Source organism: Paraburkholderia lebeckiae (genome assembly GCF_050436225.1).
Lineage (GTDB): Bacteria > Pseudomonadota > Gammaproteobacteria > Burkholderiales > Burkholderiaceae > Paraburkholderia > Paraburkholderia tuberum.
This window is the reverse complement of sequence record NZ_JBNDLU010000001.1, coordinates 2738000-2758989: the sequence shown is the minus strand read 5'-3', so window position 1 is coordinate 2758989 and position 20990 is coordinate 2738000. Positions and strand designations below refer to the sequence as shown.

Sequence of the window (20990 nt, the reverse complement as noted above, 5' to 3'; positions counted from 1 at the left end):
ATTGTTAGCTCCACCATGCTCGCAAAATCTGGAGCCACGACGCGTGCGGCAGTGCGGTGAGCCGATGCATCACCGCATGCCGCGAGTCAGTGCCCGCGATGTTGCTTGTGACGCAACTCGTTGCGGACCTTCTTCGCGGCGAACAGCGGCACGTAGTCGAACACGCGCGCCTCGTTCCGGAATTCGGCGAGCGTATCGGCGTACATGCGCGACACCGTTTCCGTCGGCGTGTCGGTTTCCTCGGCGATGCTTCTGACCACTTCCTCTACATTCGGCTCAGGCTGGGACATGGGCTCACTCCGGGCAGGACGGCAGGCTGGATGGACGGTACGCGGACGGCAGGAGTCCATTACAGGATGCGAATCGCGAGCGCGCCAATTGAATCGATCTATCGTTCGACTGATTTCACAGAGATTTTTTTCTTGCGCTGCGGCAAGCGACCATGTGGTGAGACCGTGCGGAAAAACAACGGGTCGCGCGGTGGTGAATACCCGCGGAACGCACAGGGCTAAGCGACCGCCGTCTCTACCTCTGCACTTTCTGCGCTACATGCGCGATCCGGTCGCGCACGACGCCGATCGCCTGTTTCAGCGCGTAAACATCCTGAAAGTAGCGGTACGGAATTCGGATCTGGCTAGCGTTCGCGTCGATGCTTTCGATCTCCTCACTCCATTGCGCGATCTGCGCGCGAGACGGCTCGGCGTTCTTCCACACTTCGTCCTCGAGCGCCTTGATCGCGCGGTACCACACGAACAGGCGTTTCTTCATACGCGTTTCGAGCATGCGCGGCAGCGCCTGCGCGAGGCCGATCAGCAGCGCGAGGAACGGCACCAGAATCAGCAGCCGACGTTCGATCAGACTCGCGAGCCAGAACGGCAGGTAGCGATACAGAAACGGCCGGCCCGATTTGAAGTACCGCACGCTTTCGTCGGAGATCGGGAATTCTTCGGTGTTCAGATTGGGGAACGTGCCGAGCGGCGTGAAGTAGTCCTCGCCGCCGTGCACCGTGCGCGCCGCGTCGAGCAGCAGATAGACGAGCGCCGGATGCAGCGTGTCCTTCGATACGAGCAGCGCCGTCGCCGCGAGCAGCGTGATGTCGCTGCGCGGCAGATCGTCGGCGACGCTCGTCGAGGCACGCGGCAAGGTGATCTTCGACAGCGACGGGAACTTTTGCGCCAGTGCATCGGCCTGCGCGAAGCTCATCAGCTTCAGGTTGCTGGTGAGCAGCGTGTGCTGCATGTCGGCGTCGGGCCGGCCAATGAAGAACGCCGCGTCGACCTGACCGCTTTCGAGCCCCTGGTATGAGGCGTTCGCGTCCATCTGCAGCAGCGTCGAGTTCTGACTCGTGACGCCGCTATAGCCGAGCAGCATCTGCGAGACGTTGAGCAACCCGCTGCCTGGCACGCCCATCGAAATGCGCTTGCCGCGCAGCTGCGACAGCCGGTCGATCGTCGCATCGCCGCGATAGAACACCCAGATCGGTTCGTACGACACGGCGGCGATGGTTTGCAGATTGTCGGTGTCCTTCGGACTGGTCGTGCCCGACTGAATGAAGCCGACCTGATAGGCGCTGTCCGGGTCCGCGAGCCGCTGGTAGTTTTCGACCGAGCCCGACGAGCTACGGATGTCGAGCTTGATGCCTTCACGCTTGAGCAGCGGCGCGTAGCGATCGGCAAAGCCGCGATAGATGCCACCGTCCGCCCCGGAGGTGATGACGATCGTGCGCTGGAACGCGGGCTCGAGCACGAGCGCGAGCATCCAGCCGAATGCGGCGATGAGCACGATCGCGCCGACGATCAGAAGACGCCTGCGCCGCCGCGTCATCGGGGTTGTCGGGCTGCGGTACAGCGCGGGGTCTGGTCTCGGCATCGTTACCCGGTTTGGTCAGGTCCGGCCTTGGTGACTAATGGGAGGGAGGCGGTCTCTATTTCCTCAACTTTACGATATCAGGGGGTTTTATTCGATAGTCAGTGATGTGCCTTGAAAAGATCTGGCTGACACTGTCATCGGGACACAGGTCGGTTGGCCCTGATGTCGAAGATTCCAGTAACTACGCCGTTGCTGCCGCCTCTGGCATTTTGAACGATGTACTCCTGCTTGACCCCGGCAAAAGAGCGGCGAACCTGTTCGTGTTGTGCGGTCATCTCGACGCCCGTGATCGAAAAGGCGTTCACTCCGGGGTGACGACGGAAGCGAGAAGACAGGTGACTCGAGGTAACGTTCGTGACACCGTCAGCTCCGGCGAAGACGGAACCATGCTCAATCAAACGACTCGGAAAGCGAGGCAAAATTGGGCCGATGTGCCGCTCGCTCTTTGATGACATCACGGGTGCGCACGATCGCTGTGCAGCACTACGCCCCCGCCCCCACCTCACCCCCCAACTCCCGCGCAATGAACTCGACAAACGCGCGAATACGATTCGACATCTGATGCCGCGGCGAATACACCGCGAAGATATCCGCATTCGGTGTGTCGTGATCGGGCAGCAACTGGACGAGCGAACCCTCCGCCAGATACTGCCGGATGTCCCATTCCGCGCGCATCAGGATGCCGTGTCCTTCGAGCGCCCATTTGACGGCGATCTCGCCGTCGTTGGTGGTCAGCGTGCCCTTGATCCGCACCGCCTCGGTCTTGCGCGCGGCGCCGCGTCCCGAGGTCAACCGCCACACGCCGTACGCTTCGTCGCCCTGACGAATGCCGATGCAGTTGTGGCGCGTCAGATCGTGCGCCGTGAGCGGCATGCCGTGCGCCGCGAGATACGACGGCGCCGCGCACAGCAGACGCCGGTTCGGCGCAAGCCGGCGCGCGACCACGCGCGTATCGGGCGGCTCGCCGAAGCGGATGCAGACGTCGAAGCTGTCGTCGGTAAGCGGCGGGGGCGTGACCGACAACTGTAGTTGAACCGACACCTGCGGATACCGCGCGACGAAGCGCGAGATCGCCGGCCCGATATGGCTGCGCCCGAAGCCGAGCGTCGCGTTCACGCGCAGCAAACCCTTCGGTGTCTTCTTCGCCGAGCCGAGCAGTTCGGCCAGTTCGTCGATCTCGTCGAGAATCCGCCGCGCGCGGTCGAGGTATAACTCGCCTTCGGGCGTCAGCATCATGCGGCGCGTCGTGCGGTTCACGAGCGCGACGCCCGCGCGCTGCTCCATCTGGGTGAGGCGCTTGCTGACGGCTGCCGCGGTCAGCCCCAGTTCGCGCGCGGCCGCGCTGAGGCTGCCGCTCGCGGCGAGCGTCGAGAAAAAGCCCAGATCGGCTGGCTGGACGGTGTCGCGCATCGTCTTTTCCGCGCCTTCGCATTTGTGAATGCAAGTTAAAGATGCTTTGAGTTTAGCACCGGTTTTTACCCGTGGGATCGCGCTAGAGTCCACTCACGCCATTCACCAAACACAGGACGGAGACATGAAGACCTATCGCATCGCAACCATCCCCGGCGACGGCATCGGCAAGGAGGTCGTGCCGGCCGGCGCGCAGGTGCTCGAGGCGCTCGCGAAGACCACGCGCGCCTTCATGTTCGAGTTCGAGAACTTCGACTGGGGCGGCGATCACTACCGCCAGCACGGCGTGATGATGCCGGCCAACGGGCTCGACGCGATCCGCAACAAAGATGCGATCCTGTTCGGCTCGGCGGGCGACAAGGACATTCCCGATCACATCACGCTGTGGGGTCTGCGACTGAAGATCTGCCAGGGCTTCGACCAATACGCGAACGTGCGCCCGACGCGCATCCTGCCCGGCATCGACGCACCGCTGAAGTACTGCAAGCCCGAGGATCTGAACTGGGTGATCGTCCGCGAAAATTCGGAGGGTGAATATTCGGGCGTCGGCGGCCGCGTGCATCAGGGCCATCCGATCGAAGCCGCGACCGACGTGTCGATTCTGACGCGCGCCGGCGTCGAGCGCATCATGCGCTTCGCGTTCCGCCTCGCGCAGTCGCGTCCGCGCAAGCTGTTGACCGTGATCACGAAGAGCAACGCGCAGCGTCACGCGATGGTGATGTGGGACGAGATCGCGCTCGAAATCTCGAAGGAGTTTCCGGACGTCACGTGGGACAAGGAACTCGTCGACGCGGCGACCGCGCGCATGGTGAATCGTCCCGCGACGCTCGACACGATCGTCGCCACCAATCTGCACGCCGATATTCTCAGCGACCTCGCGGCCGCGCTCGCCGGCAGCCTCGGCATCGCGCCGACCGGCAACATCGATCCGGAGCGCCGCTATCCGTCGATGTTCGAGCCGATCCACGGCTCCGCGTTCGACATCATGGGCAAGGGGCTCGCGAATCCGGTCGGCACGTTCTGGTCGGTCGTGATGCTGCTCGAACACCTCGGCGAATTCGACGCGGCCAGGCGCGTAATGCAGGCCGTCGAGGCGGTCACCGCGAACAAAGCGTTGCATACACGCGACCTCGGCGGCACGGCCACGACCGCGCAGGTGACGGCGGCCGTGTGCGCGTTCATCGAGCAGGCGGCGACGCCCGCGGCGAACGCGGCTTGAGCGCCGGCTTCGCGCGAACTGAACCGGACTGAGCGGAACCGCGCGCAAATCAGGCGCGCGGGCTACGCCCCGGCCACGAGTGGCCGGCACACTACCTTGACTCGATTAGCTCGGCCCAACGTCGGCCGGCGCGAGGCTCGCGCGCGGTCAACAGCCGCGCGCCGCAGGAGGAGACAATGACTTCGGAACTCGAAAGCCGGGTGTCCCGCAAGCTGATGCTGCGGATCATCCCGTTCGTCATGCTGTTGTACTTCGTGAGCTTTCTCGATCGCGTGAATGTGGGTTTTGCCGCGTTGTCGATGAACAAGGCGATCGGTCTTTCGCCGACCGCGTTCGGCCTCGGCGGCGGGCTCTTTTTCATCGGCTATTTTCTGTTCGAAGTGCCGTCGAACCTGATTCTGCACAAGGTCGGCGCGCGGCTCTGGATCGCTCGCGTGATGGTGTCGTGGGGGCTCGTGTCGCTCGCGTCGGCGTTCGTCGTCGGGCCGACCAGTTTCTACGCGCTGCGCTTCATTCTCGGCGTCGCGGAAGCGGGCTTCTTTCCCGGCATCATCCTGTACCTGAGCCTGTGGTTTCCGGCGCGGCAGCGTGCGGTCGCGGCGGCATGGTTCATGGCCGCCGCGCCGATCTCGACTGCGATCGGCTCGCCGATTTCCGGCGCGATCATGAAGCTGCCACCCATTGCCGGACTTGCCGACTGGCAATTGCTCTACATACTGGAAGCCTTGCCCGCGATCATCCTCGGCTTCTTCGTGCTCAAGTATCTGACCGACAAACCCGCGCAAGCCGAATGGTTGCAGCCCGAAGAACGCGACTGGCTGATCGCGAGGCTGAAGCTCGAAGCCGACGCCCGGCACGCGCACGCGGGCCACACGGCCGGCGCGCTCAGCGCGTTGCGCGATCCGCGCGTGCTCGCGCTCGCGCTGATCTATTTCGGCACCTCGGCGGGACTTTATACGCTCGGCCTGTGGGCGCCGCTGATCATCCGCCAATACGGTTTCGGCACATTCGAAACCGGGCTGCTGGCCGGTGTGCCGAGCGTGCTTGCGGTGATCGCGATGGTGCTATGGGCGAAGCACTCGGATAGCACCGACGAACGGACGTGGCATGTCGTGATTCCGTGCGCGCTTGCGTGCGTCGGCTTCGTGTTCGCCGGTAATGCGACTACTGCGTTGATGATCGTGCTTGCGCTCGTCGTCGTGAACGTCGGAATCAGTGCCGCGAAGGCGCCGCTGTGGGCGATGCCGAGCATGTTCCTGTCGGGCGCCGGGGCGGCGGCAGGCATTGCCATGATCAACTCGATCGGCAATCTCGGCGGCTTCGTCGGGCCGTTTGCGATCGGCTGGCTCAAGCAAGTAACGGGCGGCTATACGGCGGGGCTTTACGTGGTCGGGGCGACGTTGGCGGTGTCGGCGGTCGTGACGCTGATGTTGAGCCGACAGACGAAGCATGCGCCGGTCGCAGTGGGCGAACGGCCGGGGCATTGAGCTAAACATCGATGATACGAGAGCGCCGCCGGTTGAAATGCCGGCGGCAAGCGTGAATCCATCCGATAAGTCGGTACCCGACTACCGGAAGCCGTGGACGCGCAGCAGCTGGCGGGAATCAAGCACGTCATAACGGGCGCGAAGCGTTTTTTCAACCGCCTGACAGTCTGCATAGTTGCCGCTGTCGGCAAGGCGATACGCAATGCGTCTTACGGCCTCGCGCCGAGCCGTCGCTAGCCTATCCCGATTCATGACGGTTTGCCTCTGACGCAACGGTGTCGCTTACATCATACGGCGCACAGCGACGCGCTGCCGCCATGCCTCGCCGTGTCTCACTCAATCCAGATCGAACAGCGCCCGGTCAGCAGGCCGGGATAGCGCATCGTCCATCATCCGGCGAAACTCCGCCTCATCCCACTCGCCGCGGTCCACACGCCTGAGAACGGCTTCGCCGACGAGCTGCACCTTGCGCTCGCGGTCGGCCTTCGTCTGCTTGTGCGCCTGACGGCGCACTTTGTCAGCGACCTTGCGGGCCTGCTTCAGTTCGTCGAGCTTCCTGTCGGTCGCGGTAATGCGGCTTTTCAGCAGAGACATTGGCTACTCCTTCGTATCGGTCAATGTGTGACGGCATCGAAGCGGTTTCGGACCCGGCCGGTGGCGCGCTTGATCTTTAGAAGCGGGATTTCCCCGGTTCGAAGCAGCGCCGCCCTCTCGCGACGCGAGGGAGGTCAATCAATCTCCTGAATCCCGTGGCACACCGCGACGACTTCCGCACCGACGGACGGCTCCAGTACGAACAGGATGGACTTCTTTGCAGCAATGGCTGCATCGATTGTCTGCGCCTTCTCGTCCGTCATCGCTGCGCGATAGTCGTGCTGGCTGTTTGCCCAATTTACATAGGCGCGAATCTCATCGGGCGCGAACGCATGCGACGGCGAAATGAGCAGGCGCGACACTACATTCTGCTGGCAGAAATCGTTGATACGTACGGCCGAGACTCCGGAGAACAATAGTTTCGGGACAGCGCCGTCTGCGCATTCGAAACTGAGCAGCAGAGAGGAATCCGTGCGCGAGTATGCGCAGCCGACCAGCTCGGCGTCGTGATAGCTATGTCTGGTTTTCATGAGTGGCAAAGGTAGGAAAGGGTGTGATCGCTTGCAGGATGGTCGACTGGGGCAGTTTTTAGGGTAGCGGCGAAACCCGCACCCCCGGCCCACGAATGGGAAAGGGGCCGCCCGCGTCCTCCCAGTTGTGGGCATGCGGGATGCCTTGCCCGTGGTCGTGGTCGAAATCAAAATCAACGACTGGAAAACCGTCTTGCCCGTACATCCGCATTTGGCCGCTGCCGGGGTTCGTGTACCAGCTGCCGGCCGCGCCCTTGTTAGGCGTCAGGTTGCCCGCAAGATCGAAGGAATCACCGGACACAGCGTCGTCGCCGTACTCGAACGGATGCGCACCGCTGAACGGCGTCGATGTACCCTCGGCCGATTCAGCGAACCCCTCGGCCACACCGTCACCTTCGCCCATGTCCGCGTTGCCGCCGACAAGTGCACCGGCCACGGCCTCGACTACCCCAAGCAGGGCGCCGCCGCTGCTACTGCCGCCCATCGCAGCGCGCGCGGCGACCAGTCGCGATTCCCACGTGGTCGGATCGTACGGGCCTGACAGGACCGGCTCGCCGTTGAATGAGGTGATGCCGGGCGGGAACAGATTGGGTGAGCGGCTCCAGTAGGTTCCACCTCTACCCCCGGATGACGGCCAGCGCAGCGGTGCAGGGGTGGGGCTGTACACATGCCCCAGCGCGGAACGCCGGTCACGGTGGACCACCGGGACGAGCCGCCCATCTTTCACCGCCTGCCTGAGAACGCGCTCGATACTCGCGTTGTCGGTCGGCAGGTTCCAGTGCGGGAGACCCAGCGCATCCCTGACATAGGTCTGGATTTCGCGTAGAGCCTGACCGCCCGTGATCGTTCGCAGATCCCAGCGTGACCGGAAATACCGGTCGAAGTCTTGCCGGTCCTGTTCAAGCTGCCTGCGCGCGTCTTCTTCTTCGTCCCGCCTGTCATCCCTCATGAACGACGACCAGCCTCGCGAGCGGCTGCTATCTCGATCCCAAAACAGGCTGCTGCGCAGCTCTCGCTCCATGCTGTGACACTGGCTGGCGGCATGCAGCGTGCACTGCCAGCTGCACTCCAGCGGAATTTCTAGCGTGTTCCAGGGCATACGATGGTCTCTATCCGTGTGACGGCGTAAACCTAGCAGATCATCGGAAGGCTATGTTTTCGGGATATGTGCTGAAACTCGAGCTGGACGAGTGAGTTTGCGAGGCGCCTCGGCGTTGCGATGCTTAACCTGATCGCCTTTGGAACGTCAGAAATCAAGCAGTACATGAGCGCTACGCGGAAGCCCATTCAGCCCTAGCGTGCCTTCGCCAGTTCGGGCTGTCGGGCCTGCACGCGCTCCTGGGCGGCCGTGTTCGGGAACGGCAGACGCTTCGCCTTCGCGCGCGAATGGCTCGACCATTACACGGGCCAATGCGTCGGCAAGGCGGGACTCGACACACTCTCCAAAGGATTGCAGCAGATTATCCTGAGTCGGGGCTACATCACCACGCGCGTGCTGTTACCCGAACAGGACCTGTCCAGCGGCCTGCTGAAGTTTGCACTGGTGCCGGGCGTGGTGCGCGCGATCCGCTTTGCCGATCCGTCCATGCGCGGCACACGGAAATCCGCTTTCCCGGCGCGCGATGGTGACATGCTGAACCTGCGCGATCTGGAACAGGGACTTGAACAGATGAAGCGCGTCAGAAGTCAGGACGTGGACATGAAAATCGAGCCAGCTGACGTACCCGGGGAAAGCGTTGTTGTCGTTACGGTAAAGCGCACGAAGCCGTGGACTGCGGTCGCCTCGGTGGCCAATTCGGGTACATGCGCGACCGGCAGGCTGCAAGGCAACCTGAGCCTTGGCATCGACAACCCGCTCGGCCTGAACGATATCTTCAACGTTGGCGTTAGCCAGGACCTCGAATTCGGCGACAGGCGGCTTGGCTCGCATGGATGGAACGGCTCCTACTCGATCCCTTGGGGCTACTGGACAGGGACGCTGTCGGCCTACACGAACACCTACTATCAGCAGATAGCAGGCGCGAACACAACTTTCGTATCCAGCGGCAATTCGCAGACAGTTGATTTCAAACTACAGCGTGTCCTCATGCGCAGTCGGAATGACGTGCTCGGCGCGCAGTTCGGCCTGACGAAGCGCTTCGGCGAAAGCTTTATTGAGGACACGGATATCCCGCAGCAGCGACGCAACAACACGTTCGTCGAAGCCGGGCTGACCGACCGGCATTACCTTGGCGCGTCGCAGTTCGACGGCACGCTCGCTTATCGTCAGGGCGTCGGCGGCCTCGGGGCGACACCTGACTTCTACGCGAGCGGTCCGACCTACCGCTTTCACATGGCCGTACTCGATGCGAACCTGTCCGTCCCATTTGCCATTGCGACCCAGCTGCTGCGCTACGTGACAACCGTTCACGGGCAGTTCACCAATAACACGCTTAACTACATTGATGACCTGACCATTGGAAGCCGCTACACGGTGCGCGGCTTCGACGGCGAAACGATGCTGGCAGCCGAGCGCGGGTTTTTCTGGCGCAATGAACTGCAGCTACCTATCGGATCAACGGACCAATCACTCTATGCGGGCATCGACTACGGGGCATGTGTTCGGGCCGAGCGCGGCTTTTCTCGTCGGGACGCAACTGGCGGGCGCGGTGATCGGCCTTCGCGGTAGCGCATCGGCGAAGGCTGGCGCGCTCGCTTATGACTTGTTCGCGGGTACACCGATCTACAAACCTTCGGGCTTTCCCACTGCTCGGGTCACTTTGGGTTTCCAGTTGACCGCGCAGTTCTGACCGGCAGTCCATTCGTTGTGCCCGGAAAAGACGGCATTTAACCTTTCTCAGGGCGCCGCCTGTCTTTAACGCCCGCCCCGCTGCGAGCGTCTATTTCTCGTACGAACAGACTGGCTTACTTGTGCTTTAGGCTGTCTGCCGAGAACGCCCGCCAGTTGCGCGGGCGTTCTCAGAGGCGGGGCAGAAGAATTGCCGCCGCTCTCAGTGTGGAGTCGTCTGGCAGTCCATGTAGGTCCCAGCGGGTTGGGTCACGCAGGCTGAATATGTGGGGGCAGTCATCGAAATAACCTTCCAGGTTTGTTGACCAAAGGAGCCCAGTGAACAGACGAAATGGTTCAGCGTGAATTCATCCGATACGTCAGTACCCGACTACCGGAAGCCGTAGACCAGAACCTTCTTCCCTTCGAACGCCTCCTGCACACCTTGCACGCAATCCATCGGGCAGCTGTAGCCGTCGGGGGCCGACGCGGCCGACGGGATGCTCGCCCGATAGACGACGGATTCGACCTGCGTCCCGTCCGAAGTGACCACGATGTTCAGATCGGTCTCGACGCCGGCTGGCACGGGTCCTCCGGTGATATAGACGACCGACATCGTGCCGGTGCAATCGGAGTTCACCTTATAAGTACCGTTCTGGTGCGGATTGAACGTTGTCTGCCCACCTTTCGGCACGCCGTTGATGCTCCCGAAATCGGTGCGGGTAAATTTGCCGTTGCCGTCGAATGTCACGAGGGCGACGTCATCGAGCATCGCCTGGGTGGCGAACGGATGCAGCACGTTGCTCGAATCCAGCAACCCAAGGATCACGCCGTGACCGATGAACCCATAGGGTCCTTTTAGCGTTGCGTTCGAGCAAAGACCGCCGCCACCGCCACGGCCACGGTCGCCGTCATCACCACCGGCCTGCGCGGTGCCACTCAGCGACAGAAGTGCAACGGCTACAGCCGACCAAATGCTTAATTGGCGGGTCTTCATCTTCATCTCCTTGTCAGCGAATCAGGCGCGTGAAATCGCGCCGTGCAAGGGGCCTATCGGCTGCCGGATCAGGCGCCTGATTCAATCAAGCGAAAATAGTCGATGTGAAATGGCCGCGGCGATACCTGGTCGCCGTCGTGTGAGGGACCAGGGGCGGGCCAAAGTGGTGAATGGCGAAACGCTTTCACCAAGCAGTCGTATTTCGCTCGGTGTCGGCGGATACGTGCGGAAGGGATGCACGAAAGTCCGCGCAATGGTGACTTCGTGGGTCAGCCACGCCTGAAAGTCGCATAGCGAAAACCAGTGTAATCGATGCTACTTGCGGTGACCTGATGAATATCGGACAAAAGGGAGGCACATTCAGATCGCGCGCTGCGAATCGTCGCACTGTCTTTCGGGAGCCCCTCACCGAACCCTTTCCTCGGAATACGTTCGCACCCGTCGACGCAGCACCACCATCAACAAACAAACTCCACTTGCCGCCACGATATTCACGGCCGGATAAAACGCCACGGCCACGCTCCATTTCGGCAGCGCAAGAATCGCGAGCGCGTATTTAAAAACACAGAGCGCAAAGTACAAAAGACTCTCACTCCACGGATCACGAATAGTCTTTCGAACCGTCGGCGCGAGGCCGACGAGTTCGATCAGCGTCACAAGACAGATCGACAACGTCGGATCATTGGTGAGTATCCAGAGCGGAATAGCGGACAACGCCGCGACAAGGCAAAGCCAATCAAAAGCGGTCCGCTGCCGTTCACCCCGAAAGACGCTCGATACGAGAACAAAGAAGCAGGTGGCCGCGATCGCCGCGGTACACCACGCCGAAGGACCCGCACCGGCGACGAACTGGCCGACAGCCGCGATCGCCGTGACGACCGACCAGATCAGCCACGTGAACAGATGAGGGCGTACGGTGCCGCGCCAGATCGCAAGTCCATAAGGCAGAAACGCGACTAGCGAAACGATCGCCCCCATGACGCCGAACAGTCGAGTCATGTCCTGATCGATGCTCATCATGGGTCGATCACGCCCGGCACCGTCCCCGATACCGCGCGGGCGGCGCTCCACACGCTCGCGTAAAAAACCGCGTAAACGCGGTCGTCGATGCAAAGCCAACCCGCTCGCTGATCTCGCTGATCGACATCGGCGTATGCGCGAGCAGCGTGCGTGCTTCGTCGATGCGCGCTTGCGTCAGCACCTCGCTGAAGGTTTTGCACTCCGCCGCGAGCTTGCGTTGCAACGTCCAGCGCGTCAGCGACAGCCGCTCGCAGACGATCGTCTGCAGGCTCTTCGGCTCGATCGCATCCGCATGCTCGCGCAGCACGTCACGCAGACATCGCTCGACCGTCGGAGAAAAGCGGCCCTGCTCGCGAATCCGCTGCAAGATTCCATGCGCGGCATGCATGTGAATCTTCGAGAGCGGCGCGTTGTAGACCTCGAACGCGCGATCCAGCGCGGACGACTGCAACACCATCCGATTGCACGCCTGATCGAGTTGAACGCGCACGCCCAACGTCCCGCTCAGCGCCGCGATCGCACCGAGCCGCGCATCGGTGATACCCGCGTCGCGCACGCGCAGTCGCACGTCGTAGAGCTTTGCCACGCCCGCTATCAGCGCGAAGTTGCCGAGCGCGCTCGATGCGTTGCGCCCTTCGCCTTCCGTCACGTATTCGAATGCGACTTCGTCGCCGTGCTCCTGCATGACGAGCCAGTCGACATTACCGATCAGGTCGCGGTACGTGACGTAATTGCGCAATGCATCGCGCAGCGTCGGGCAATTGCAGAGCACGCCCGCAAGCTCGGGGAAATACAGCAGACCATCGAGCATGCCGCCCTCGGGCGCGCCGCGCATCAGGCAGCTTTCCGCAAGCTGGAGCATGGCGACGTGCTTGTCGCCCGGCACTCGCGCATCGGCCGCGGCGATGTCGGCCTCGTCGATGCCGATATCGTGGGCCACTTTGGTGCGATCGAGGCCCTCGCGCTCCGCCGCGTCGAGCAATCCTCGATAGATGCGCGCTGAAACGGACTTCTGACGCAAATCCACTTTGCCTCCTCCGGTCGAAACCTGTCTGCGGGTTTTCCTGACTCTTCATCGGTCAAGTGCTGCACCTATCGGTCAAGCGCGTTTCGGGCGCATCCCTAGAATTTCTTTCGGCGCATTACCACGAGCGCTTAGCGTAACAGGACGCGTCACGTGCCGGTAGCACGTCGATACAACGTGACGCAATGCAAATCACATGACCGACAACGACAACACGGAGCGAGATGATGAGAAGGAAGCTGACGATACCCTTTGCCGCAAGCGCCATCGCCTGCGGTGTCGCGCTGGTACTCGCCGCCTGCGGCAATGGCAGCAACATCAGTGACCCGGCGTTGCCGTCCGATCCCGATGCGCGCGCCGACGCGCGTGCCGCCGCGCTCGTCCAGAAGATGACGACCGCCGAAAAGATTCAGCTCGTGCACGGCGTGGGTATCCCCAACGCGGGACTCGGCGGTCCGTATCCGGCCGGCGTCAACGGAGCCGGCTACATTCCCGGCATCGCGCGGCTCGGCATTCCGGGCCTCGCGATGGCCGATTCGGCCGGCGGCGTCAATGTCGTCAACTCGAACGCGACGGCGCTGCCTGCGCCGGTGGCGCTCGCGGCAAGCTGGGACCCTACGCTGGCGAACGAATACGGCGCGCGTATCGCGACCGAGCTGCGCGTGCTCGGTTATGGCGAAGGTCTCGGCGGCGGCGTCAATCTCGCGCGCGAACCTCGCAATGGCCGCACCTTCGAGTACATGGGCGAAGATCCGGTACTGACCGGCACGCTGAGCGCCGCGCGCACGATCGGCACGCAGGCGCAGAACGTCATCGCGACGATCAAGCACTACGCAATGAACGATCAGGAAACGAACCGCATGACCAGCAACTCGGTCGTCGACGAACGTACGATGCGCGAAACCGAACTGCTCGCGTTCGAACTCGGCGTCACGCAGGGAACGCCCGGCAACGTGATGTGTTCGTACAACCTGGTGAACGGCGTGTATGCGTGCGAAAACCCGTATCTGCTGACCACCGTGCTGAAGAACGAGTGGGGCTTCAAGGGCGTGGTGCAGTCGGACTGGACCGCCACGCACAGTACGGTCGCCTCGGCATTGGCCGGCCTCGATGAAGAAGAGCCCGGCGACCTCGGCGGCGGAGCGTCGATTCCGGGCTTTACGCTGACGTCGTATTTCAACACCGCGCTGACGGGCGCGGTCAACGCCGGCAGCGTGCCGATGTCGCGACTCAACGACATGGTTCAGCGCAAGCTTCGCACGATGATTCGCTATGGCGTCTTCGATTCGCCGCCAACCACCGGAGGAAGCGTCGATCAAACCGCGGGCAATGCGCTCGCGTTGCAGGTCGCGCAGCAATCGTCGGTCTTGCTGAAGAACGCGGTGGCGAGCGGCGATTCGCAACCGGTGCTGCCGCTGAACGCGGCGGGGCTGTCGTCGATCGTGGTGATCGGCGGTCACGCGGATGCGGGCGTGCTGTCGGGCGGCGGCTCGGGCGCGGTGCCGGCGGCCGCGGGCACCGCGGTGTCCGGTTGCGTGTCGCCGTCGCCGCTGTTGAGCACCTGCGCGACGTGGTACAAGTCGGCACCGCTGGCCGCGATCCAGGCGAAGGCGCCGAACGCGAGCGTGACCTTCGTCGACGGCACGAACGCGGCGGCAGCGGCGACCGCCGCCGCGAAGGCGGACGTGGCGATCGTGTTCGCGACGCAATGGGAAAGCGAGGGCGCGGATCTGCCGAGCCTGAGCCTGCCGAGCAATGCGACCGACACCTATAACCAGAGCTACGATCAGAACTCGCTGATCAGCGCGGTCGCGGCGCAAGCGAAGCGCGTGATCGTCGTGCTCGAGAACGGCAGCCCGGTCCTGATGCCGTGGCTATCCAACGTGCACGGCGTGCTCGAAGCGTGGTATCCGGGCGTGCAGGGCGGCCAGGCGATTGCCGATCTGCTGTTCGGCGCCGTGAACCCGTCCGGCAAATTGCCGATCACGTTCCCGATGCAGGACGCGGATCTGCCGCAACCGACGATCTCGGCCACCGATACCACCGTTACCTACAGCGAAGGCCTCTTCATGGGTTATCGCTGGTATGACGGCAAGCAGATCGCGCCGCTGTTCCCGTTCGGTTATGGGCTGTCCTATACGAGCTACAGCTACTCGGGCCTCAACGCGCAAGTGGATGCGAGCGGCAACGTGAGCGTGACCTTTACCGTCAAGAATACGGGCTCGCGCGCGGGCGCGGAAATCGCCGAAGTTTATGCCGCGTTGCCAAGCGGTCTGGGCGAGCCGCCGAAGCGTCTGGTCGGCTGGCAAAAGGTCGCGCTGCAGGCGGGGCAGTCGCAGCAGGTCAGCGTATCGATTGCGCCGAAGCTACTGTCGACGTGGGACGCGACCAACCACGTGTGGAAGCTCAACGGCGGCGTCTATCAGATGATCGCGGGGGCTTCTTCGCGCGATCCGAATGCGTTGACGGCGTCGGTGACGATCGCGGGGCATTGAGCGCTGAGGTTTTGAACTGGAAAGGCTGGTAGCGGGGTACGGGGTCGAGCGCCGTATCCCGCCGGCACCCGTACGGCATGTTAGTCGCCAGGCAGACGATAAGCGAACTCGTACGAATGCGCGCCGTCGACGATGTCGATCTTGAACTCGCCTTCAATGCCGCTCAGCTCGCCCGTGCCTGAATCCGGCACGACCGTTACCGCCAGCGCCGCAGTGCCGCGATTCATCACGCCGATATGCTGCAGCACGAACGTGCCCTGCTTGCCCGCCAGCGTGCCAGTGACCTGTTCGAGCGCGACATAGCCGGCCGAGCCTTTGACGTTCGTCATCGCGCTCAGCATTTGCCCTTGGGTGGTCGCGGCGAGATCGCCGGAGATCTGCTTGTCTATCGACATGCGGCCGAGCTTCGATTCGGCCTCCGCGTTTTCGAACGGCATCGGTTGAAGGGAGACGATGAAGGTGCCTTTTGCGACGTGGTGAGTCATCGGAATTTCCTCTTGGCTTGAACGGGCGACGGCGAAGCGGCGAAACGAACCGTGACGCTTCCGAACCGTAGCACACGTCGCTGTCAGGGCGCTGCACGCGCAGTACTGTCAGCCGTGCCGAACGCGTCCGCGAACTCGCGCTTCAGCCACGCGAGCGCCGGGTCCTGGTCGTGCGCCGCGGCCCACATCAGCGAAACCTCGTAGCCCGGCAACTCGAATGGCAGCGGACTCAGCGCGAGACCGAGCGTATCGCGCCAGACGCGGCCGATGAACTCCGGCACCGTCGCGATCGCCGCCGTGCGTTGCACGATGAACGGACTGGTCGCGAAGTTCGAGCTCGAAAACACGACGTCGCGCTTCAGTCCCTGCATCCCGAGTCGTTCATCGATGAAGCCGCGCAGCTCGGCGCTGAACGAAGTCAGCACATGGCGGTGGCGCAGAAACTCGTCCATCGACAGACGCTTGCGGCGCGTCCTGACGAGCCGGGGGTTGTAGACGCTCACGAAGCGCCATGAAAACAGCGGCGTGAGTCGCTGCCACCGCACGCATTCGCGGAATACGCCGACCGCGAGTTCGATCGCGCCATCGTCGAGCATCGCGGCGGCGCGCGTCGAATCTGTGGAGCGCGCAATCAGCTTCACGCCGGGTGCGGTGTCGGCGAGGCGCGCATTGATCTCCGGCATCAGCAGCAGTTCGAGCGAATCGCTGAGGCCGATGTGGAACACCCGCTGCGCGCGGGCCGGATCGAAGACGGACGGCTGCGTGAGCGCCTGATGCAGCGATTGCAGGAACGGCTCGATCTGCCGCGCGAGTTCGAGCGCGCGCGGCGTCGGCGTCATGCCTTGCGGCGTGCGCACGAACAACTCGTCGCCGAACGTCTCGCGCAAGCGCTTCAGCGCGCCGCTGACGGCCGGTTGCCCAAGAAACAGCCGCTGCGCGGCACGCGTGACGCTGCGCTCTTCCAGCAGCGCGCGGAAGGTCAGCAGCAGGTTCAGGTCGAAGCGCCGAAAATCATTTTCAATGATGTTGGCCATGACATTAAACGATTTGAGTGATGGGCTCGCACCGCGCATTCTACTGCCACGGGGTCTTCCGTTCACACTCAGGAGCAATGACATGGACTGGCAAAATCAGAAGGTCGTGGTGCTAGGTGGCTCGTCGGGCATTGGGCTCGCGATGGTGAAGCGGCTCGTGGCGGCTGGCGCGAGCGTCGTCGCGGTGGGGCGCGACCGCGCCAAACTGGACGATGCGCTGATTGGCATCGGTGGACAGGTGACGAGCGAGGCGCTCGATTGCGCCGATCGCGCGGCGCTCGGACACTTCTTCGGCGGGCTCGGCCGGATCGATCATCTGGTGATGACGCTGTCGGGCGGCGAAGGCGCGGGGCCGTTTGCCGAACTGGATCTGGCCGCGCTGCGGCGTGGCTTCGAGGCCAAGTTCTGGCCGCAGCTCGAAGCCGCGCAGACCGCGCTACCCACGCTGCGTCGCGACGGCAGCGTGACGTTTCTGACCGCGATTTCGGCGCGCATCGCGAATCCGGGCACGGCGGGTCTGGGTGCGATCAACGGCGCGCTCGAAAGCATGATCGGCACGCTGGCGCGCGAGCTTGCGCCGCTGCGCGTGAACGCCGTGTCGCCGGGTGTGATCGATACGCCGTGGTGGGACAGATTTCCCGCGAGCGTGAAGAGTGAGCTGTTTCGGCAGCAAAGCGAAACGTTACCGGTGCGGCGCGTCGGGCAGGCCGACGATGTCGCGCACGCGCTGCAGTTTCTGCTGGAGAACACGTTTATGACGGGGGCGGTGATCGAGTGCGATGGCGGCTTGCGGCTACTGTGAAGCACGGGCGCGAGAATGCGTGGTCAGGCGTTCTTCGCCCGCTGAACGCGAACCGGCAGAAACATCGCCGCCGCGAAGCACAACAAATGCAGCCCGGCCAGCAGCACGAACGTCGGCAGAAATCGGCCGGGCTGTGCACCCGAAACACCGTGCAACGTCGACGCTATCACCATCGAAAGCAGCGTCGTCGCGAACGGACCGCCCACTCTCTGCGCGATGTTCAACGCAGTATTCGCAACCGCGAGCCTTTCTCTCTCGATCGACGAATACGCGGCCGAGATCGACGGCACGCTGATCGTCCCCTGACCGACGCCCGCAAAGAACAGACCGACCGCGGCCCATCCGGTGGAGAACGAATCAACGCTCAGCCACAGAAACACGAGCGTGCTCAGAAACGCCAGCAGTGCGCCGCCCGCCGCGAGCGCGCGGCAGCCGAGCCGCTCGGTCAACCATCCGAGCAGCGGAAACGAGCACATCATGCCGACGCCGGTTGCCGCGAGCAGGCCGCCCGCGTGCGCGGCCGACAAACCGCAGCCCGCGATCAGAAAAAGCGGCACGGCGAGCTGCCGTCCATACATGATCCCGTTCGCGAATAACTGCGCGAGTGCGGCGACCGAGAACGTACGTATCGCAAACATGCGCACGTCGATCAGCGCGGTATGGCCTTTGCGCGCCGCGTACAGCACGAAGCCGGCGAGAAACGCGACGCCCGCGAGCAGACACGCCAGGCCCACCGCTCCTGACGCGTCCTGAAGTCCATAGACAAGCGCGACGAGCACAGGGGAGATCAACGCAAAGCCGGTGAAATCGAACGGTCGTTTCTGCGACCCGGCGGCATCGCGCGGCAGCAGCAACACCGCCATCGCGACGCCGAAAGCGCCCACCGGAACATTGACGAAGAACAGCCAGGGCCAGCTCGCGTGCGCGAGCACGAGGCCGGCCAGCACCGGGCCGAGAATCGGACCGAGCAGAATAGGTATCGCGGTGTAGCCCATCACCCGCTCGAGGTTCTTGCCGGCCACGCGTCCAATCATCATTTGTGCCATCGGCACGAGCACACCGGCAACGAGGCCCTGCAAGATGCGCGCGCCGATCAGCCCGCCGATCGTCTGCGCCGCGCCGCACAGCATCGACGCTATCGTGAACGTCGAAAAGCAGAACAGGTACAGCCGCTTCGCGCCGATGCGGTCGACCAGCCAGCCGTTGAGCGGCAACATCAACGCCATCGCGAGCAGGTAGCCGCTGACGATCCACTGAGAGGTAGCGATCGACGCATCGAGGGTATGGCCGATCGCCGAGAGGGACACGTTGACCAGCGTCGAGTCCATCTGCGACATGAACGAGCCGATCGACACGACCGCCGCGACTTTCCACACGGTCGGATCGATCCGCGTGGAAGCGGATGCGCAAGGGCGCTCGCGCATGCCGCTCATTGGTCCGCGCGTGTACGGATGAAGGTCTGGCGTTCGGTCGAGCTCATGTGCCGGCTCACGCAGCCTTGCCGCTTGCGGTCGCCGCGGCCGCAGGCTGTACCTGCTCGAGATGGCGCAGCAGCTTCGTCACCATCACGACGACGACGAACGCGAGGACCACGAAGAACAGCGCGAGCGGTGTGAGCACCTGCACCGACACGAAGCCGGCCAACCCCATCATCGCCGACGACACCAGCAGCAGCGCGCAGCCGAGAATCGCGCTCGTCAGACCCGCGATGTGCGGGAACAGCGAGTTGCCCTTCGCCATCAGCGTCGGATACATCGCGCCGGCGCAGAAGCCCATCACGAGCACAGGCGTCGCGAGCGTCCACACGCGCAGACCGACCGTTAGCGCGAGCAGCAGCATCGCAAGCGACGCGGCCGCCATCACCCGTGCGCCGATGCGCAGCCGCTGCTCGGCGCTCGGCAGACCCGGACCGTGCAGGCGATTCGACAGACCGCCAAGAAAGTACATCATGCCGATGCCGAGCGCGAGGTAGCCGAAGAAGGTCGGCGGCTCGTGCAGCGTGGTCTGCACCATGAACGGCCCGACGATGTTGAACACCAGCAGGATGCTGTAGCACAGGCCCTGCGCGAGGAAGCAGCTCTGGAACACGGGGCTCGCGAGCACTTTGCGCGCGTTCGCGGTCAGCGTGCGCGGTTCGAGATGGACGGGCTTCGGCAACGTCTCGCGATAACGCCACAGCAGCGCCCACATCACCAGCGAATAGATCAGCAGAAACACGAGGCTCGCGCGCCAGCCGAACGCGGTCTGCAGATGCGCGCCGATCACCGGCGCGACGATCGGCGCGAGCCCCCACGCGATTGCCATGTACGTGAACGCATGCAGCAAGGCCTGACCCGCGAACGAATCGGTGATGATCGCCTTCGCCAGCAGGTTCGTGCTCGCGATGCCGAAGCCCTGCAGTGCGCGGGCGAGGATGAACGTCTCGAGATTGGGCGCCGCGAGCGACAGCAGGCAGCCGACCGTGTAGACCGTCAGACCGAACGCGAGAACGCGCTTGCGGCCATACGCGTCGGCGATCGGACCGAAGATCAGCTGACCGAACGCGTAGGCGGCCATGTAGCCGGTGACGCTGGTCTGGATCGCTTGTGGCGAGGTGCCGAAGTAGCGCGCCATCGCGGGCAGCGCGGGCACGTAGATGTCGATGGCGAGCTGTCCGGCGGAAGCGAACAGGCAGATCAGGAATAGCAGGAAGCGCGGCGAGTTCGGGGCGGAGTCGGCGGAAGCGGGGTGGTCGGCGGTGGCGTGGCTCATGGGTGCATCGAAAGGGAACACTGGCGGCGCGGGCATCGGTGGGTTCGGATATCGAACGGAAAAGGCGAATGCCCGCGGCATTATCGCCGGGTATTGTGCCCGTGGTATGGCAGGAAGTGGGATAGTCCCTGGCGGGGGTGTGGGATGGCGCGGCCGACGGGCGCGCTATCCCGCCGCAACGAGGCTCATTTCGCGCAGTCCTCGATCGACCGCAGCAACGCGCCCTGGTCTGCCGGGTCCTGGAAGAACGCGACGAAGCTCGCATGCTCGTCGTTTGCGATGCGGCCGGAGCAGTCCTTGCCTTTGAGCGGGGGGCGCGACGCCGTCCAGATCATCGCCATCACGGCGAAAGCCAGCACGACGCCTGTAAAGACGAGCCCGAGCAGTAACGACCTGGCGTCGTCCGAGATTGCGTCTAGCCGATGCGAAGCCTCCCGCGGCTCGCAACTTCTGGTTGAAGATGAGTTCATGTTAACGGCCCGATGGTGAGCGTTGAAAAAACCAGC

At 63.5% G+C, this 20990-nt stretch carries 19 protein-coding genes and 1 pseudogene; 6 read left to right on the top strand and 14 right to left on the bottom strand.

Annotation, left to right across the window (positions count from 1 at the left end; genetic code table 11):
- Positions 1–86: 86 nt before the first annotated feature.
- Together OKW45_RS12935 and OKW45_RS12930 are read right to left on the bottom strand one after the other, a co-directional pair.
- Positions 87–290 carry a DUF3562 domain-containing protein gene (locus OKW45_RS12935; RefSeq protein WP_429468629.1) on the bottom strand — a complete coding sequence of 68 codons (204 nt, stop codon included), beginning with the start codon at positions 288–290 and terminating at the stop codon, positions 87–89.
- Between the two features lie 235 nt (positions 291–525).
- Positions 526–1824: a TAXI family TRAP transporter solute-binding subunit gene (locus OKW45_RS12930; protein WP_429469378.1), complete on the bottom strand. Its 1299-nt coding sequence runs from the start codon at positions 1822–1824 to the stop codon at positions 526–528.
- A 149-nt stretch (positions 1825–1973) separates the two neighbouring features.
- On the opposite strand from OKW45_RS12930, the gene OKW45_RS12925 reads away from it, so the two are divergent.
- Positions 1974–2318, top strand: coding sequence for a hypothetical protein (locus tag OKW45_RS12925; RefSeq protein ID WP_429468627.1), 345 nt, complete (start codon positions 1974–1976; stop codon positions 2316–2318).
- A gap of 34 nt (positions 2319–2352) precedes the next feature.
- Here the strand turns inward: OKW45_RS12925 and OKW45_RS12920 are convergent, their stop codons facing one another.
- Positions 2353–3279: a LysR family transcriptional regulator gene (locus OKW45_RS12920; RefSeq protein ID WP_018423970.1), complete on the bottom strand. Its 927-nt coding sequence runs from the start codon at positions 3277–3279 to the stop codon at positions 2353–2355.
- 124 nt (positions 3280–3403) lie between these two features.
- Between OKW45_RS12920 and OKW45_RS12915 the strand changes: the two genes are divergently transcribed.
- The gene (locus OKW45_RS12915) at positions 3404–4498 is read left to right on the top strand and encodes a tartrate dehydrogenase (protein WP_429468624.1); all 1095 of its coding nucleotides are present in this window, start codon (positions 3404–3406) and stop codon (positions 4496–4498) included.
- 176 nt (positions 4499–4674) lie between these two features.
- Entirely contained in the window at positions 4675–5985 is a 1311-nt protein-coding gene (locus OKW45_RS12910; RefSeq protein WP_429468621.1) for an MFS transporter, read from the top strand.
- Between the two features lie 336 nt (positions 5986–6321).
- Here the strand turns inward: OKW45_RS12910 and OKW45_RS12905 are convergent, their stop codons facing one another.
- The 3 genes from OKW45_RS12905 to OKW45_RS12895 all read right to left on the bottom strand — a co-directional run bounded on the left by OKW45_RS12905 (position 6322) and on the right by OKW45_RS12895 (position 8208).
- The gene (locus OKW45_RS12905) at positions 6322–6579 is read right to left on the bottom strand and encodes a hypothetical protein (RefSeq protein ID WP_429468619.1); all 258 of its coding nucleotides are present in this window, start codon (positions 6577–6579) and stop codon (positions 6322–6324) included.
- 134 nt (positions 6580–6713) lie between these two features.
- Positions 6714–6941: a hypothetical protein gene (locus tag OKW45_RS12900; protein WP_429468616.1), complete on the bottom strand. Its 228-nt coding sequence runs from the start codon at positions 6939–6941 to the stop codon at positions 6714–6716.
- Between the two features lie 226 nt (positions 6942–7167).
- Positions 7168–8208 carry a hypothetical protein gene (locus tag OKW45_RS12895; RefSeq protein WP_429468614.1) on the bottom strand — a complete coding sequence of 347 codons (1041 nt, stop codon included), beginning with the start codon at positions 8206–8208 and terminating at the stop codon, positions 7168–7170.
- A gap of 267 nt (positions 8209–8475) precedes the next feature.
- Here OKW45_RS12895 and OKW45_RS12890 point away from each other — a divergent pair.
- Positions 8476–9898, top strand: a pseudogene (locus tag OKW45_RS12890) (ShlB/FhaC/HecB family hemolysin secretion/activation protein); the annotation flags it as partial.
- Between the two features lie 369 nt (positions 9899–10267).
- On the opposite strand, the gene OKW45_RS12885 reads toward OKW45_RS12890, so the two are convergent.
- The 3 genes from OKW45_RS12885 to OKW45_RS12875 all read right to left on the bottom strand — a co-directional run bounded on the left by OKW45_RS12885 (position 10268) and on the right by OKW45_RS12875 (position 12920).
- Positions 10268–10873, bottom strand: a complete 606-nt coding sequence (locus OKW45_RS12885) for a hypothetical protein (RefSeq protein ID WP_429468612.1) — start codon at positions 10871–10873, stop codon at positions 10268–10270.
- A 405-nt stretch (positions 10874–11278) separates the two neighbouring features.
- On the bottom strand, positions 11279–11893 hold the full coding sequence (locus OKW45_RS12880; protein WP_429468609.1) for a hypothetical protein: 615 nt from the start codon (positions 11891–11893) through the stop codon (positions 11279–11281).
- Positions 11894–11900: 7 nt separating this feature from the next.
- Positions 11901–12920, bottom strand: a complete 1020-nt coding sequence (locus tag OKW45_RS12875; protein WP_429468606.1) for an AraC family transcriptional regulator — start codon at positions 12918–12920, stop codon at positions 11901–11903.
- Positions 12921–13144: 224 nt separating this feature from the next.
- Here OKW45_RS12875 and OKW45_RS12870 point away from each other — a divergent pair, with 224 nt between their 5' ends.
- Positions 13145–15412, top strand: coding sequence for a beta-glucosidase (locus OKW45_RS12870; protein WP_429469376.1), 2268 nt, complete (start codon positions 13145–13147; stop codon positions 15410–15412).
- 80 nt (positions 15413–15492) lie between these two features.
- Here OKW45_RS12870 and OKW45_RS12865 read toward each other — a convergent pair whose 3' ends face one another.
- Both OKW45_RS12865 and OKW45_RS12860 read right to left on the bottom strand, forming a co-directional pair.
- Positions 15493–15897: a DUF3224 domain-containing protein gene (locus OKW45_RS12865; RefSeq protein ID WP_429468603.1), complete on the bottom strand. Its 405-nt coding sequence runs from the start codon at positions 15895–15897 to the stop codon at positions 15493–15495.
- A gap of 83 nt (positions 15898–15980) precedes the next feature.
- Positions 15981–16931, bottom strand: a complete 951-nt coding sequence (locus OKW45_RS12860; RefSeq protein ID WP_429468600.1) for a LysR family transcriptional regulator — start codon at positions 16929–16931, stop codon at positions 15981–15983.
- Positions 16932–17013: 82 nt separating this feature from the next.
- Here OKW45_RS12860 and OKW45_RS12855 point away from each other — a divergent pair, with 82 nt between their 5' ends.
- Positions 17014–17733 carry an SDR family oxidoreductase gene (locus OKW45_RS12855; protein ID WP_018423955.1) on the top strand — a complete coding sequence of 240 codons (720 nt, stop codon included), beginning with the start codon at positions 17014–17016 and terminating at the stop codon, positions 17731–17733.
- Positions 17734–17756: 23 nt separating this feature from the next.
- On the opposite strand, the gene OKW45_RS12850 is transcribed toward OKW45_RS12855, so the two are convergent.
- The 3 genes from OKW45_RS12850 to OKW45_RS12840 all read right to left on the bottom strand — a co-directional run bounded on the left by OKW45_RS12850 (position 17757) and on the right by OKW45_RS12840 (position 20954).
- On the bottom strand, positions 17757–19166 hold the full coding sequence (locus OKW45_RS12850) for a DHA2 family efflux MFS transporter permease subunit (RefSeq protein ID WP_429468597.1): 1410 nt from the start codon (positions 19164–19166) through the stop codon (positions 17757–17759).
- 55 nt (positions 19167–19221) lie between these two features.
- A complete protein-coding gene (locus OKW45_RS12845; RefSeq protein ID WP_429468595.1) occupies positions 19222–20484 on the bottom strand; it encodes a multidrug effflux MFS transporter in 1263 nt (420 codons plus the stop codon).
- A 185-nt stretch (positions 20485–20669) separates the two neighbouring features.
- Entirely contained in the window at positions 20670–20954 is a 285-nt protein-coding gene (locus OKW45_RS12840) for a hypothetical protein (protein WP_429468592.1), read from the bottom strand.
- Positions 20955–20990 lie beyond the last annotated feature (36 nt).

Excerpts from the sequence above, each read along its gene's own strand:
- OKW45_RS12895 (WP_429468614.1), bottom strand. The coding sequence starts at position 8,208 with ATGCCCTGGAACACGCTAGAAATTCCGCTGGAGTGCAGCTGGCAGTGC.
- OKW45_RS12885 (WP_429468612.1), bottom strand. The coding sequence starts at position 10,873 with ATGAAGACCCGCCAATTAAGCATTTGGTCGGCTGTAGCCGTTGCACTT.
- OKW45_RS12925 (WP_429468627.1), top strand. The coding sequence starts at position 1,974 with ATGTGCCTTGAAAAGATCTGGCTGACACTGTCATCGGGACACAGGTCG.
- OKW45_RS12860 (WP_429468600.1), bottom strand. The coding sequence starts at position 16,931 with ATGGCCAACATCATTGAAAATGATTTTCGGCGCTTCGACCTGAACCTG.
- OKW45_RS12850 (WP_429468597.1), bottom strand. The coding sequence starts at position 19,166 with ATGAGCGGCATGCGCGAGCGCCCTTGCGCATCCGCTTCCACGCGGATC.
- OKW45_RS12920 (WP_018423970.1), bottom strand. The coding sequence starts at position 3,279 with ATGCGCGACACCGTCCAGCCAGCCGATCTGGGCTTTTTCTCGACGCTC.
- OKW45_RS12845 (WP_429468595.1), bottom strand. The coding sequence starts at position 20,484 with ATGAGCCACGCCACCGCCGACCACCCCGCTTCCGCCGACTCCGCCCCG.
- OKW45_RS12915 (WP_429468624.1), top strand. The coding sequence starts at position 3,404 with ATGAAGACCTATCGCATCGCAACCATCCCCGGCGACGGCATCGGCAAG.
- OKW45_RS12865 (WP_429468603.1), bottom strand. The coding sequence starts at position 15,897 with ATGACTCACCACGTCGCAAAAGGCACCTTCATCGTCTCCCTTCAACCG.
- OKW45_RS12905 (WP_429468619.1), bottom strand. The coding sequence starts at position 6,579 with ATGTCTCTGCTGAAAAGCCGCATTACCGCGACCGACAGGAAGCTCGAC.
- OKW45_RS12930 (WP_429469378.1), bottom strand. The coding sequence starts at position 1,824 with ATGACGCGGCGGCGCAGGCGTCTTCTGATCGTCGGCGCGATCGTGCTC.
- OKW45_RS12910 (WP_429468621.1), top strand. The coding sequence starts at position 4,675 with ATGACTTCGGAACTCGAAAGCCGGGTGTCCCGCAAGCTGATGCTGCGG.
- OKW45_RS12880 (WP_429468609.1), bottom strand. The coding sequence starts at position 11,893 with ATGATGAGCATCGATCAGGACATGACTCGACTGTTCGGCGTCATGGGG.
- OKW45_RS12870 (WP_429469376.1), top strand. The coding sequence starts at position 13,145 with ATGAGAAGGAAGCTGACGATACCCTTTGCCGCAAGCGCCATCGCCTGC.
- OKW45_RS12840 (WP_429468592.1), bottom strand. The coding sequence starts at position 20,954 with ATGAACTCATCTTCAACCAGAAGTTGCGAGCCGCGGGAGGCTTCGCAT.
- OKW45_RS12855 (WP_018423955.1), top strand. The coding sequence starts at position 17,014 with ATGGACTGGCAAAATCAGAAGGTCGTGGTGCTAGGTGGCTCGTCGGGC.
- OKW45_RS12935 (WP_429468629.1), bottom strand. The coding sequence starts at position 290 with ATGTCCCAGCCTGAGCCGAATGTAGAGGAAGTGGTCAGAAGCATCGCC.